The organism is Lacihabitans lacunae (genome assembly GCF_042649125.1).
In the GTDB taxonomy this organism is placed as follows: Bacteria; Bacteroidota; Bacteroidia; order Cytophagales; family Spirosomataceae; genus Leadbetterella; species Leadbetterella lacunae.
Genome location: NZ_JBHRYQ010000001.1, coordinates 879,966 through 895,134, shown reverse-complemented (window position 1 = coordinate 895,134; position 15,169 = coordinate 879,966). Strand labels below are relative to the sequence as shown.

Sequence of the window (15,169 nt, the reverse complement as noted above, 5' to 3'; positions counted from 1 at the left end):
ACTTTAATTTGAATTTACACTTTTTACTACTCCAAATCCTGTACTCGCACTTTTTCCTATACCCAAATGGTTCGGAATAAAAACATTGGTTCTAAATACCGCCCTGAAACTTAATAGCTTTTGACTTTTGTGCTTAATAATTCTAGGCTCATCTAATTTGCTGATACTCATTTTAATTTCTTTGTCTACGTCCCACCCTATCCCCTTTGCCATAGAGATAATATTACCAATAAGCTTTTTTTCAAGGAACTCAATTTTCTCTTTTAGATCTTTTATTTCAAGGTAGATTTTAAAGTTATCCTGATTTAATGGTAGCCAATTGTTTATTTCATAGTCAAACGTTTTTTCCCAAACCTGCATCGTGATTTGGTTCATATTTAAGCTTTTCACCTTTAGTGGGAGCTCTTTGTCACCTATGAAAATATTCCATGTACGACTTTGAAAAAAATGATGAATTTCATCTACTCCATCTTCAATACAGACTATAGCGGCATTTCTACCGATTCTTTTGTATTGAATGGATGGGTACTTGTATATAACTGTACCATCTTTTTGATGATTATGAAATAACACGTGTTCGAAACCCGCCTTTTGAGCAATTGCACCTCTAAAAGCTGCAACTTCGTATGGGGCTATTTCTGAATCAAATTCAATGGTGAGATACCGGAGTTTTTTCAATTAATATTACGTGATTAAATGGACGATAATGAAATACTTCTTATTACTTCAGCTTAAATATTAGGCCAAAGGTAAATTAGAAGAGTGCAATCTATTTTCACTCATGAAGAGTTTCGAAAGAAATTGGTATACTTCCTCAAGCTTGTGCAATACATGCTAGAATGGAGTTTTTTTGTGGTTGTGATAATAGTAGGTGTCATGGTTGAATATTAATAATACCCAAATAATAAAGAATAGATTTATATACCAAACAATCTTGTCTTTTTTATTCACACTATTGATTTATCGGTAAAGTTTTAAAATTTGGTGGTAACTAATTTTGGATAAAATTGTTTGAAAATATTTAACAATACACTCTTTGTTAACCTTTCCTAGCCTCACTCTCCCAATACTGCTTTCTGCAATAACATCTGACTATTTCCATAAAAAGGCGTATCTGTTTTACCTAGAATACTTGATGGTAAGGTGGTCATTTCGATTAGGTTATCCATTGGAACCAACACGGTTTTAGCTCCATTTTCTGAAAGCATCGTTACTTTTTCGGCAAAACTGGAAGCTTTTTCCACTGCTCCACCTATCGATATTTTTCCCAAAACGGCTAAACCTGCCTTCAAATTTTTCTTATAAATAGCTGACAAAATGGCCATATATATTGCACTTCCAATTCCTCCAAAAATTTGAGAACATATTAGGTTGCTGATTTGGATATTTAGGTCATACCCTGAAAGGGAATTCTGTTCATTAAGGATACCTTTTTTAATGTTTTTTGAATTCTATGGCCTTTGGTACAGCCAGAACACTTCCTAATTACAAGAAATTTCCAATAATAACTGCGGACCCCTCTCCGCGGCCTAAATCATAGTAATTTCCTTTAAATCAATACTTTGTGTGTCATATTTAAATTATTTTGTCGCATATTTAGTAAATATTTGCGACAGATTTGGGTTTATCATTATATTGTAAGAATCGACTTTGGGATAAATCAAGAATACCAATTTATCTAAAAGCCGCCTTTTTATACTTCATGGCTTTTAGGTTCTATTTTAGTATATTTTTCATTGTGAATAAGCAAAGCGGTTTATTACTATTCTAATTACTTTAACTTTGAAAAAATCAAATATTAAATTTTTAGTCAAAGGTAACTACAGCTCAATAACTGGCCCCCAATGCTCCAGAATAAGTGGCCCTCCTTTGACAGGAATTTGTATCACCTTACTATTCTTACCTTCTTATACCTGTTTCGGCAGCACTGTTTTTTATTTAGTTCTTCCCTTTCATTAGATGTGAAACCAACCAGGTTTATTTTATATATTTGTATATTTTGGATGTAATTAGTTGAGAATATACACAACCTTAAATGAAGCTGAAGGTATATATTTATCGATAAAATAGTCATTATTATCAATTGCTAAGCTTGATAAATTCTGATTATTTACTTTTATAACTTTACCATCATAATTTTTAAGGAAATCTCTTGGCTGCCTAAATGAAATCATTTCATAAGTTATAGCTATTTGAACATTTTCACCAAATATATAACCTAGACCGAGACCTCCATCTAATTTTTGATTGAAAAGTCCAGCTCCGCCTAAAGCAGAATTAAAAGTTACTAAATTCAAAGAGGAAATCACCGATAAACCAGTTGGTACAAAATATGGGTCACCAATAGGGTTTCCTGCTAAATCAAGTTTTCTATAATATTTACCACCGAAAACACCTTTAAGTATAGGAAAAGAAACTGATGTCGAAAGTAAAAATGAAACATTAGATGTCTTTTGCAGCAATAATGTTGTATCTATTGGTGAGATTCTAGCATCATATAATTTATCAAAAGCTCTATTGAATCCAAACGAAATCCCATATTTTATGCCTTTTGTTTTAATATTACCAACCGCTTCTGCGTCAGATTTAGAAATTTCTTTTGTACCTTCCACTTGGCCAAACACAAAATTTGTTAGAAAGATTAATGTTAAAAATGCAGTTACTTTTTTCATATTACTTTTAGTTTTTATTGTTTAATTTTAATTTTTAGCATCAATGATTAAAATAGTTTTTAATTATTTTTTAATTTAAAATAAAGCCCAATATCTAGGAATTAGATTCATGTTTCATATCATATTTATTGACAATAACATAATTTCAATAATATCATAATCTATAAAATTTTGACCTTGAGCTCAGCCTTTATTTATATACTTTGGTACGAAAATATTGAATAAGAATATTTTTACAAAACCATTTTTATTATCCGGTAATTGAGGGCCAAAATCTAAAAAAAATAGTGAGAAAATGCTTAGAATTTGCTATCAGGTTGGTGATTTTGAGAAACAAGAGTTTGTTTATTAAAAAGCCAAGAATAAACTTCTTCAGTGTAATCAAAAAGGGAAATAACCTAATGTTTGTAGATTATTTAGAGTGAAATAACGATTATCTCTTTCTGGATAGTTTTAATATGAAGTAACACAAAGTGCTATTGGATGAAATTAAAATCTGCTTATCCTAAAGATATTTCATTTATCACCTTTAGGTTATTATTATCAAAAATGTAAAAGTCAATCGCGGTTACTTTTATAGAGGAGTTATTAATACTGAATTCATCAATACTTTCTGGGCCATCTGAAGGATAAATCAATATTGCTTTGTCATATTGGTGATAGGTACAATATGTAATCATTTGGTATAAATCCAATTCAGAGATCCCCTTTTTATTATTTAGAGCTCTATCTCTTAATTTGTATTTTGTATCAACTACAATCTTGCTTTTTTGAAGCAAAATGTCTGGTTTCATTAAAAATGTATGAGTCTCTTTATCTGTTATGGCCAAAAAATTCCCTTTCTGACCAAGTGGCCTTTCCCGTGGTAAATGCTTTTTAATTAGTGCGAAAACATAATCTTCAAAAATTGTTTCCATGGGTAGCATCAAACAGAAATTGGAATTTTGGGCGTTAGTTTCACTTATAGTCTGCATTTCAAGAAACATCTTACACAAATCTAAAACTTTGGCTAGTTCCTGATAAAGCGGATTTAGTTTTACTTTATCACAATCCTCAGCATTGTAAAAATAATCTGTAACCTCATCCAACAAAAATAGAATTTCATCTAATATTACATATGTTTCTGGCCTTTTAGTTTTGGATGCTAAAGACTTTGTTACACTTTTAACTATTCTATTAAAGAGATTATCAAAAATAAATGGCTCATGTGTACATCGAAAACTGGTCCAATTCCCTTTTACTAAATTTTGACTTATGTACTCGTTTATTGCTAACCTCCCTCTTAAGTATTGAGTTTCTTCTATTACCTCTTGGTATGATTGATATGGATTCGACTCTAAAACATCATTCGTCACTTTTGCAAATATTGCAATTAATGCTTCAAACCAATCATCGGTATTTTGCAAGCCAATTTCATTGCTAACTATCGGAAACCTAATTCTTTCACTGTGGCTTAACCAATGCAAAACGTGATTGAGGATATTACCTTCTTTTTTATTTGACTTACATACTTTGGGATAAATATTAAAGTGTAAATCTTCGTATTGTATAAATCCAGAATAGTTTCTTGCTCTTATTTTATTTCCATCGAATTGTATAAACCTTTGGGCATTTTGGTTTTCTTCTGAATACTGAGGTCTACTTTCCCATACTGTTTGCAAATAGGCTTTTAACCCATCTACTTTGTCAAATGGTATTTCAAAGAACTCACCATATTCAAAAAGATTAGTAGCTATCATTTCGAAGAAACAATTTTATCAGAATAGCCATCCGAAAGTAGTTCATAAGGTAACTTAGACTTTATTAGAGCAGAATTAATCAAATTTTTAACTAAATCTGAATTCCTGCTGGAGTAAAAATACTCGTTCAATAAAGGGAGTACCTTTTTATTCATAACGTTCACAAAATCAAACGACTTATTTTCTTCTAACATAAAATAAGAGTGTCCAATTGCAAAGTCCTTGCCTTTTTGACTTATTATATTTTCGTTTAGCGTTATAAAAAAAGTCTTCCAATTTTCAACTACCAAATCTGAATTGGGGTAAAGTCCCACAAAGTCAAACCTACGCCTCAAAGCAATATCTAAAAGTGCAATAGATTTATCTGCGGTATTCATAGTGCCAATTATATAAAGATTTTTAGGGACAGTAAATCTGGTTTTACCATCAGGTAATCGAACCTCCATTTGGTAGGTTTCTCCCCAACGCTTATTTTCTTCTATGAGCGTAATCAACTCACCAAACACTCTTGATATATTGGCTCTATTTATTTCATCAATGATTAACACATAGTTTTTTAAATCAACTTTAGATACTTTTCTAGTAAGTTTTACCTGAATGTTTTTCAGCTCTTCTACTAGCGGATAATAATAAGAACCAAGTCCCTGAATATTAAACTCTCTATTACCCTCAAACAAGTCTTTGATAGTTTGAATGCTTAAAGTATGCTGTGAATCACCCTTCTGCTTTTTGAAGTTTAGGTTTTTCTCATTTAAACCCGATATACTAAATTCATAACCCTCTTTAAGCATTTTTATAGGTATTTCATTGCCATCTATTGTTAGTGGCATTAGCAATTCATCAAATACTGTTTGGAAGTCAGGAACTAACTCCCCTCCTTTTTCCGACGATTGTTCAAGATTTAATTTTGCTCTTTGGCATATCTCAAAAAAAACTCCTTTATGGTTTCTGAAACTCATTTCTTCTCCATTTAAGCTTGGCTTAATACCCATCACAAAGTCTTCGTAACTATAGTTTTGATGAAAAGTAATAAAGTCAACTTGCCTATCTTCTTCTTTTTGTAACTCCTTAGAAAACCAGTCTTTACTAGTTTTATAATCAACCTTTTTATTGTCATTTACAATTTGGAAGGCCATCTCAACTGTATGATAGGTTTTGCCGGTACCAGGAGGGCCATAAAGAATTGTGTTTTTAGAAGGCATATTTGTGTTTGATTCTTCCTTTTTAATCTTATTTAAAAATATTTGATTGTTTTTCTCTAAGTTTGCTATTTGCTTTTCAAACTCACCTTTTTCTATTCTTTTAGTTTCTAAGTCGTTATATATCCCTCTTGTTTCAATAATACTGTTTTCTAAAACTGATGTAATATCTTGAGAAAACTCTGTGAAACTCACCCATAATGATTCTAAATCAGAAAAAGTTTTGTGCGGATATATACTAAACATGTAGTCTTTTGAACCCTTCTTTGAATTTTTATATCCGTATTTATTCTCAAACTTAGTTTTAACATGACTTTCAAAATCAAGAGCTAAAAATAGACAAGCTTTTTCTAAGTCATCTTTTGGTACACCTGGGCAAACGAATTGAAAATTATAGTAAAACTCACCTCCTTTGGCTTCACCCAGTACAAAACTGGTTACATCAATAGGGTTTCTTATCTTCAAGGATATGCTCCAATAGGAAAAACCTAAGTAATTAGACTTCTCAGTTCCAATGAAAAAGCGATCTTGGTTCTTATCTCCAAAACTTTTCCTGACACTAAATGTTTTACCCGATACTTTATAATCCTCCCAAAGTTTTCTAAAGATAAATTCTTCTAGTTGTGCATATTTTGATTTGACTGAGCTCATAATATAAATTCTATTTACTTCACATGGTATTATTCTTAAACAATCCATTTGCCTTACATTCCTCTAAAAACTTCCGTTTAATTGTATTCTTAACTGACCTTGGATTTCGTGTTGTAGACTTAATGACTTTCTCAAAATATTTCTCTGCATCTTCAATTTCAACTAAAGCTTTAGCATTCTCAAAGTAATCATAAACATCTTCATACCATTCTTTTGCCTTATGTTTATTACAAATCAATTCATCATATCTTATATCAATCTTAAAAACTCTTTTCCAAGTTTCTATCTCTTCTGCTTTAATTAAACAATTTATTGAAAGTATATAGTCCTTCGGTGTTAAAGCTTTTACATTTTTTGATAAAAGTTTAAACCCAAATTCAATTTTAGGATGTATTATTGAATAAGGATAAAAAGCAAGCTTTCTGCCTTTAATATGTTCAATAGGGTCGTTTGTGCTTTTATTTCCCGAGTTGCATTTGTAGCACATTGGAGATAAATTTTTAAAGTTGATAGAGTTGAAAGGATAAATAGATTTCGGTAGAAAATGGTCGTAAGCATCTTTTGTCGATACAATATTTCCATCAATAGAATTTAAACCGCAGAAAGGGCAAATGCCATCATTATTAGAATCTACAAACGCTTTGTAATGGGATTGCAATAGTTTTTTACTTAACTGTCCGAAAGCATCTAAATTAAAAGGTGATTCGCTTCCGTATAATTTGGAGTAAAAACTATTAATTGCTTTCTCTAAATCAGGATATTTTACTTCTAATTCTGAATAGGTCAGTGGCGAAAGCGTTTTAGATGAGCATAAAGCTTCAATATTATTGTTGTTATGGTAAAAATCAATTAAATCAAGTTTAAAATTGTTATCCTTGATCTTTGCAAACTCATCATAAATCCAAGCAATTCTGCTGTTAAAAAAATTACCCCATTTTGTATCTTCTAATTCCAGTTTTTCACATATATTTTTTAAATCAGGATTTTTATCGAGTTTGGAAAAATTAAAAGTTCCTTCTGCTACCAGCCAAACATCATAAAATAGGAAGTCAAGAAATTCTTGCAATTTCTCAATATCGTGTTTTATATATTGGTAAGTGAATATCATTATTTGCTTTCGATTTGGTCTATAATATCATTAATGAATAACATGCTTTCAACAGATTCACCAATCTCTTTTCTTACTTTTGAAAGAAACACTTCTTTTTCTTTCGTCTCTTCTAATTCCTTTTTTAACTCATCAATCTTACTGTTCGCATAAGCCCCAATTGTGTCAGGTTTATTGAAGATTCTTAAAGTGATTTTATTTACAGAAGTGCCCAAAGTCTGAAAATCAGGAAAGCCACAAGTAACTTTTTTCGTTTCATTGTCTTTTACAAACACATGAACGTACTTTGATTCACTGTCGGAAACTAAGTAAGGTGAATGCGTTGTAATCAACATTTCCCTCATTGTGCTTGATTTATCTAAAGCAAAACAATGGCGAATGCTTGAAATGAATTTGGCTTTCCAATCTGGATTGAAATGTGTTTCTGGTTCGTCCAGTAAAAACAAGCAACTTTCATTTTTGAAAAGTAAACAAAGCCCTAATGAATGGAGAAACTGATGTTCTCCGTCAGAAAGTTCTTTTGTAAAAAGTGGTTTGCTTAATCCTTTCTTCTTGATCCAAAGATTCTTGAATCGGATAATTCTATCATCCTCTAAAGGGTTTGGATAAATATCATGATTGATGAAAATGTTCTTTGACTGATACACTCTTTTCTTGTCCTCTGCTGAAACAACATAAGCGTTTAGTTCTAGGAGTATTTGAAAAAGTTGAAATAATTGCAACGGACTTTCAGAAAAATGAAAACGGAAAGCATCTTTTGTGGCTTGGGTTACTTTGTAATCAAGAATTAAGTATTCTCTTCCATCTTCATTATTTTCTTGTTCTATATATTGGGTTTCAAAACAAGTTGCACATTTTTTTAAAATCTCAATACTGTCTTTAAGGTTATATGTTAATTGAACTTTATTGATTTTATCTTCCTGCAATTGATCCATTGTTATTTTTCTGTCACGCAAAATATCTTCTTGTAAAACAAGATATTTATCCATGCAAATAATCAATCGGAATTCGTCTAAATCTTCCAATTCAACTTCTACATTAAAAGGAGCAAGCATCTTTTCATCTTGCATCAGAAAATTAGCCAACAAAATGGCTTGACTATATTCTTTATCGAGATATACCAATCTTCCCTCTGATTTAGGAGGAAAACCAAAAGGCTCTTCATAGGTTAGCTTATCTGCATATTCATCAAAATGCAAGAATCGAGTTTTGAAAAAAGGAAGACTGAGCAATTCATTTTCACCCGAGGAATAACCTAAAACATATTTTGGCAGCAATAATTGAATTTCTATTTTACCTAGAGGCTCAGTTTTATTTGAGTATTCAGTTCGATTAACCCATTCAAAAATTGGTGCATGGCCTATTTGCTTTGAAATTTTTATATGACACTTTGTGTCATTAAAAACTACTTTTGGCATTTCACCAAAAGTCTTGTCAATTAATCTAATAGGAACTGGAATAAAATACTCTAGTTCAAAAGCATCAACTACACAAACTGTATTATCAAAACCACTTTTATCCTCTTCACTAATTAAAAAACCATCAGGCAAATAATCATTGAACATACAGTCTAAATGATAGAAGATATTCGCCAATGCTTCTAATATATTTGACTTACCACTTCCATTTCTACCAGCCAAAATATTGGGGTTGAAATCATAAGATAACTGGTAGTCAAAATCTCTCAGAAAATAGATTTCAAAACCACTTTGCAATGACCTGAAACCTTCGGGTGTATTTACTTTAAACCTTAAAAGCTTCATCTGTCAGTTTTAATTTTATGGTTTTAGCTTCTTCGTCAAATAACTGCTCAATTATCGGTTGCTTGGCACCAATAAATCGGAATATGATGGTTTTCCAATTTTCATAACTAAACTCAAAACCTGTGCCTCTTAAAATGTATTTTCTTGCATACTGCTCTAATTCGGGCAAAGTAAAAGTTCTATCAGCAAAGCCTTTTGTAAGAATGAATTGGTAGAAAAAATCCTTATTCATATATGAGAACTCAATTCCTTCGGTTTCTTCATTATCAGGTAAACGCAAGTATTGTCGAATACTCATATTGCGAATATCCGTTTGCCTATTTGAAGGTACTTCACCAGTTGGCAAAGTGTGCTCAAATGAGTCTAGCAAATCCTCAAATCGTTCTTCTGTTAAATCTTCTTTCACTGCTTCAAGGTCTTTTTTTTTTGAATCTTCCATATCTGAAATATCTACTTTGCTTAAATTTAGTTCACCTATAAATGCTCTTTGGCTAATACTACCATAAAGGTTTTCAAGTTCCTTTAGGCTTTCTTTAAATTGATTTCTTATTTTCTCAACATTTTTATATATTATTCCAAAATGATTTTGAAGCTCAATTGGTGGTTTTACAAGCTTAATTTTTCGCAAATCACTTAGATTTATTTGCTGCAAAGTTGCACCATACGTTAATCCTTGAATAACATGATTAATAGCTCTTGTTTTTAGTAACCCATAAGCGAAATATTTATCATACTCGTCAGTGAACCATATAGGTACAATCCCTCTTGTTACATTGCAACCCTCCAATTCGCTTGAAGACATTGCAACAACGCCTGTTGTTCCTCTAACACACATTAATACCTCATTGCCTTTTAATAAAGTTCTTTTAAACTTCTCTGAAATTAAAGGATCAATCAGTTTTAAGCCTTTCCTTTCAATAAATGTTTTAGTTAAATCAACCGGTCTTACTATTGGTACTCCATTAGGAAAATCAATTCCAGGTTGAACAATTCCATATGTTAACGGGCAATCTTTCGCTACAATATTGTCAAAATAATCTTTATCCCATCCTTTCTCATTTCTAACTGGATCTCCAAACATTTCTAAAAAAGTTGATCTCAAAAGCTCATCCAACAAATCAATGCTTTCTTTTCTATTTTGGATTAATGCTTCGCATTGGGAAAGAACTTTGGCTATTCGTTTTTGGTCGTCAATATCTTTTGGAAGTGCAATTTTCTTATCTTTCAAAAACTTGTAATGTCTAGAGTATCCAGCATTCGGTATTTTTAAAAATTTCAGAAAGTAAAAAACATAAAGAGGATAAGCTTTTTCTGTATCTACTGAAAGGACTTTAACTCCATCTGCACCAATAGCAAAAGGATAATTGACATATTTTATAATTCTTGTGTGGTCTCCGAAAACAATTACAGGATAGCCCAAATCAGTTATTATTGATTTGTCATTTGTATAACCTGCAACAATATTTGCACCTTGGTCAATTATTGCATATTCACCCTCATTAATGAAATCTTTATTGGGGATTTTATTAAACTTGGATGTAATATCTTGTGTTACATCAAGAAAAGGAAGATGAGTGATTTCCATTTTAAAAGTTTTGTTTTAATGAAACCAAACCATCTTTAATTTCCTTTTCCAATCCGCCATTTCCATCTTCTCCTATTAATTTAGCCAAGATTAATTCTGGTTTTTCATAAACTATTTCATCAAATACTTCTTCTTTGTATTTTGAAAAACTCAAATTATAATCAGCTAAGACAATTTCATTTTTAGGTACAAAAAAGAATTTTTCTTTTCTGTCGTATTCAGCTACTGGGTTTCTTGATTTATATTGATGAATTATGTCTTGCAGGTCTCCGTATCCTTCTTGTTTAGCTCTTTTATCATCCAAAGAATAACCATCCGATTCCATATCGTAGAACCAAACATTTTCCGTAGTACCTCCTTTAGTAAATACTAATAATGCTGTACTTACACCAGCATAAGGTTTAAAAACTCCACTAGGTGCTGTAATCACCGCCTTCAATTCTGAGTTTTCAATCATCAATTTTCTTGCGTCTACAAATGCACCGCCAGTCCCAAATAAAACACCTTGTGGAACAACAATGCCGGCAGTACCCCCCATTTCCAGCATATTGTAAATGCGTTCAATGAAAAGTAGTTCTGTTTTTGTAGTCTTTAAGGCTAGTTCTTCATTGATATCGCCTTTATCTATGTTACCAGTAAAAGGTGGATTTGCTAATACAATTTTGTATTGTGCATTCTCGGTATAGCTTTTACTTAACGTGTCTTTGTAATCTATTTGAGGACTATCAATGCCATGCATCATTAAGTTCATCAAGCCTAAACGCACCATGGTTTGATCAATGTCGTATCCATGCAAACTTTTCCCTAAGATTTCTTTTACATCTTCTGTTAATAATGCACTTCGACTACTGCGAATGAAACCATCTTCATCAGGTTCTTTTTTATCTTTCTCTTTGTCAAGTTGCGTAATCATGTATTGGTAAGCACCTAATAAAAAACCACCTGTGCCACATGCAGGGTCAGCAATACGATGCCCTAATTGTGGATCAACCAATTCTACTAACAATTTTATAATATGTCTCGGTGTTCTAAATTGTCCATTTTTACCAGCGGCTGCAATTTCACTCAACAACATTTCATACACATCACCTTGTATGTCTTGGAAATCTTGCCCTTTTTCGTTGGCATCTTTTTCCATTTCTAAATAAATGGCATCTATAGTTTCAACCGCTTCTTTTAAAAGTGAAGGCTTAGGAATAATAAATACCGCATTTGCCATGTGCTTGGTAAATGATGCATCATCTTTGTCCAATTCTTTAATAAACGGAAAAACATATTGCTGAACATAAGAAAGCATGTTTTCTGTAGGTGCAATTCTCTTAAATTGGCTCCAACGCAAACTATGCTTATCAACTCCTTTTGTTTTTTCGATTTCAGCAATCTGTTCAGGAGTAGCATCACCTTTTGGTCTATCCTGCGGAAGCACATAAATACCTTCAAACTTTGAAGTAAAAGGGTCGCCTGAAAATTCGCTTTTTGACAATTCTTCCAAATCGTTTTCATCTAACTTTTTCATGAAAAGCAAATAGGTAATTTGCTCAATGGCTGTCAAAGGATTGGAAATACCACCACTCCAGAACTTTTGCCAAAGGTCATTTATTTTGGAAGCGATTTGCGGATTGCTATTTATTAAACTCATATTATGCTGCGAATTTTTCTGTTAATATTAAAATGTCTTGTATTTCTAATGGCGAAAAAATGCCACGAATTCCCTTTGGATGAATGATTGTAAAAGGGGCTTGTATCAAATCTCTTTTTTCGATATTACCTCTTTCAATAATGTAACTTTTCAATAAGTTTAAGAATTCAATTTGTCTTGTTGTTAAATGTGTGTGCTCAACAATAAATTGCTGAACAGCTTTGCTAACTTGTTCGTCAAAACTTTCCAGAATTTCTATTCCTAAAATGTGTTTGATAAACTGAATAAACTTTGCCTTTTGATGTTTATATACTTTCCGTAAAAGAGATTCAGTAATATGTGGATCTTCTTCATGGAGTTCTTCAGCTAGTTGTTGGGCTTCTTCTTCAGAAATGGAATTACCAGATTTTAGTTTTTGTAAAATAGGGTTTCGTTCTGTGAGTTCAGCAATTTTTGCTTCCACCATTTCACGATATTTTGTAATGCTTACAGCTTCGTTTTGTGGACCAAATTCCACCATTTCTTTTGTTTTTAATACATCTTGCAAATTCAATTTTGCTGGCCCATCTGATTGAAAGCGTTGTTCTCTGAATTTTATTAATGGCGATATAGTTTCTGCTAATTCCTCAAATCCATCATCGGTAATTGTTGACCAATAATGATTAGTTAAAACTTGCTTGATAAATGATGTGTGCTTTGCAACTATGTTAACAGACAAAGGCAATTCGCTTACGATGGTGTTAATGTTTTCCTTTAACGTATCGAACTTTTCTTTTTCCTCTGAAAGATGTGCAAGGGAAATTTCTAAGACATCTTTTTGAAATCGCATTGCTTTGAAATCGGTTTGCGATACAGTTCTAAACAAAGGTTTTATTTTGTGTCTTAGATATTCTAATTTTTCATCTGTCAGGTGTAACCAAAAATTATCCTCTTCAACTTTTGCTAAATCAGTTTTTGAATCTTGTATAACTACTGATTTTGTTGGCAGTTCAGAAATTTGAATTCTTAGTTTTTGAATTTCTTTTTGTGCAATTTCATTTTTACCTTTTTCTAATGCCTTTTCAATTTTGTCAATTCGTATTCCTACAAATCGAACTGGCAAAGGAATTTGAGCCTTTAATTCTTTGCCTTTTGGATTCAGTTTGAAATATTCAAAATTATCCCAACAGTCCATAATTAAGAAAGTATCTTTCTCAAGGCACCAAGGTTTAATTTTAGATTTTTCTAATAACCTAGTTCCTCGTCCAATCATTTGCCAAAACTTGGTGTATGAAAAAACAGGTTTAACGAAAACAAGATTTACTAATTCTCTTACATCAATTCCTGTGTCAAGCATGTCCACACTTATTGCAATTCGTGGCATGTCGTTATGTGTAAACTGATGTAACAAACCTCCTTTGCCATAAACTCTTGGGTCGTCTGACACCATTACTTTTGCCAATTCACCGGTGTATTCAGGATAAAGTGAATCAAAAATTGCTTCAATTCTTCTTGCATGGGCTTTCGTTGCACAAAAGAATATTGTTTTGCCTGGAAGAACGCCATTCGGGTCTTTAATGCATTCTTCCATAAATTCTTTAACAATGGTAACATTAGTTCCTTTGTTAATTACCGTTTTTTCTAAGTCGGTTCCTTCAAAATTTATTTCTGCAACTTCTTTTCCTTCTAAGATTAATTGTTTTTGGTCTTCAAGGCTTATGGTTCTTTTACTTATTCCTTCTTCTTGAAATTTCGTTTGAATTTTCATTACCTGAAAATCACAGAGGTAAGGCGGAATATTATTTACCGCTTCCTCATAAGAATAAGCGAAAGTTGGAATTCCATCTTCACATTCGAAAAGTTTAAAAGTATTGTGGTCAATTACATCTGTTGGTGTAGCCGTCAATCCAAGTGTAATTGTATTAAAATAATCAAGTACTTCTTGGTAAGTATTATAAATAGAACGATGACTTTCATCCACCACAATCAAATCGAAAAAATGAGGAGATAAAGAATTCTCTTCATCTCGAATTATATTCAACATAGTTGGATAGGTCGAAGTGTAAATCCGTCTATCTTTTGCAATTGATTTTTCTCCGATTTTTGGCCAAGCAGGTTCGTTTGGCAAGTATTCTTTGAATGCTTCTAAAGCTTGATTTCTAAGAGCAATACGGTCAACTAAAAACAGAACTCTTTCAACCCAACCAGCTCTCATTAAGGCATCTACCATTGCGATGGTAGTTCTAGTTTTACCAGTACCGGTCGCCATTACGAGTAAGAATGTTCTTTGCTTTTTAGAAATACCTTCCATAACAGAACGAATAGCATGTATTTGATAATCTCGTCCAGCAATATTAGTATTGATTAATTCCGCTGCTAATGGCTTTCTATTTCTCCTTATGTATTCGTATCTCTCCAAGTCATCTCTTGTCGGAAAGCCTAAAACTTTTTTAGGCGGATAATTTCCTAAATCCCAAAAGTAAATTTCATGTCCATTAGTGTAAAAACAAAAAGGTAATTCACCACCCGATTCTTTTTGAATGTTATGACAATATTGTTTAGCTTGTTCTTTACCTATACTGGCATCTACAGAAGATTTTTTGGCTTCAACCACGGCCAAAGGTTTACCATTTTTACCTAAAAGAACGTAATCACTAAATTGTTTGATACCATATTGTCCTTGTGAATCTTCCACTTTAAATCCATCTACTATGATATTATACTCCTCTACAACCTGGGTCCTATCAGATAAATTCCATCCTGCCTGCTTCAAGCGGTTGTCTATGATTTCTTTCCGAGTATATTTTTCGTTATTCAAGGCGATTTGAGTTGTT

10 protein-coding genes are annotated in these 15,169 nt (G+C 32.1%); all 10 read right to left on the bottom strand.

Annotated elements, in window-relative coordinates:
- Nucleotides 1–3 precede the first annotated feature (3 nt).
- On the bottom strand, nt 4–678 hold the full coding sequence (locus ACFOOI_RS03780) for a CRISPR-associated endonuclease Cas6 (protein WP_379835236.1): 675 nt from the start codon (nt 676–678) through the stop codon (nt 4–6).
- Nucleotides 679–1,055: 377 nt separating this feature from the next.
- The gene (locus ACFOOI_RS03775; RefSeq protein WP_379840172.1) at nt 1,056–1,331 is read right to left on the bottom strand and encodes a S16 family serine protease; all 276 of its coding nucleotides are present in this window, start codon (nt 1,329–1,331) and stop codon (nt 1,056–1,058) included.
- A 678-nt stretch (nt 1,332–2,009) separates the two neighbouring features.
- Nucleotides 2,010–2,672 carry a hypothetical protein gene (locus ACFOOI_RS03770; RefSeq protein ID WP_379835234.1) on the bottom strand — a complete coding sequence of 221 codons (663 nt, stop codon included), beginning with the start codon at nt 2,670–2,672 and terminating at the stop codon, nt 2,010–2,012.
- Between the two features lie 500 nt (nt 2,673–3,172).
- Nucleotides 3,173–4,411: an McrC family protein gene (locus ACFOOI_RS03765; RefSeq protein ID WP_379835231.1), complete on the bottom strand. Its 1,239-nt coding sequence runs from the start codon at nt 4,409–4,411 to the stop codon at nt 3,173–3,175.
- A complete protein-coding gene (locus tag ACFOOI_RS03760) occupies nt 4,408–6,261 on the bottom strand; it encodes an McrB family protein (RefSeq protein ID WP_379835229.1) in 1,854 nt (617 codons plus the stop codon). Before ACFOOI_RS03760 ends, ACFOOI_RS03765 begins: the two co-directional genes overlap by 4 nt.
- Nucleotides 6,262–6,280: 19 nt before the next feature.
- Nucleotides 6,281–7,369 (bottom strand): HNH endonuclease signature motif containing protein, encoded by a 1,089-nt coding sequence (locus ACFOOI_RS03755; RefSeq protein ID WP_379835227.1) that lies wholly within the window; start codon nt 7,367–7,369, stop codon nt 6,281–6,283.
- The gene (locus tag ACFOOI_RS03750; protein ID WP_379835225.1) at nt 7,369–9,132 is read right to left on the bottom strand and encodes a restriction system-associated AAA family ATPase; all 1,764 of its coding nucleotides are present in this window, start codon (nt 9,130–9,132) and stop codon (nt 7,369–7,371) included. The genes ACFOOI_RS03755 and ACFOOI_RS03750 overlap by 1 nt, the downstream gene beginning before the upstream one ends.
- Entirely contained in the window at nt 9,113–10,717 is a 1,605-nt protein-coding gene (locus ACFOOI_RS03745; RefSeq protein WP_379835223.1) for a restriction endonuclease subunit S, read from the bottom strand. The genes ACFOOI_RS03750 and ACFOOI_RS03745 overlap by 20 nt, the downstream gene beginning before the upstream one ends.
- 1 nt (nt 10,718) lies before the next feature.
- Nucleotides 10,719–12,356, bottom strand: a complete 1,638-nt coding sequence (locus ACFOOI_RS03740; protein ID WP_379835220.1) for a class I SAM-dependent DNA methyltransferase — start codon at nt 12,354–12,356, stop codon at nt 10,719–10,721.
- 1 nt (nt 12,357) lies between these two features.
- A complete protein-coding gene (locus tag ACFOOI_RS03735; RefSeq protein WP_379835218.1) occupies nt 12,358–15,153 on the bottom strand; it encodes a type I restriction endonuclease subunit R in 2,796 nt (931 codons plus the stop codon).
- Between the last annotated feature and the right edge of the window lie 16 nt (nt 15,154–15,169).

Coding starts and splice junctions, on each gene's coding strand:
- ACFOOI_RS03740 (WP_379835220.1), bottom strand. CDS start 12,356: ATGAGTTTAATAAATAGCAATCCGCAAATCGCTTCCAAAATAAATGAC.
- ACFOOI_RS03770 (WP_379835234.1), bottom strand. CDS start 2,672: ATGAAAAAAGTAACTGCATTTTTAACATTAATCTTTCTAACAAATTTT.
- ACFOOI_RS03745 (WP_379835223.1), bottom strand. CDS start 10,717: ATGGAAATCACTCATCTTCCTTTTCTTGATGTAACACAAGATATTACA.
- ACFOOI_RS03750 (WP_379835225.1), bottom strand. CDS start 9,132: ATGAAGCTTTTAAGGTTTAAAGTAAATACACCCGAAGGTTTCAGGTCA.
- ACFOOI_RS03760 (WP_379835229.1), bottom strand. CDS start 6,261: ATGAGCTCAGTCAAATCAAAATATGCACAACTAGAAGAATTTATCTTT.
- ACFOOI_RS03755 (WP_379835227.1), bottom strand. CDS start 7,369: ATGATATTCACTTACCAATATATAAAACACGATATTGAGAAATTGCAA.
- ACFOOI_RS03765 (WP_379835231.1), bottom strand. CDS start 4,411: ATGATAGCTACTAATCTTTTTGAATATGGTGAGTTCTTTGAAATACCA.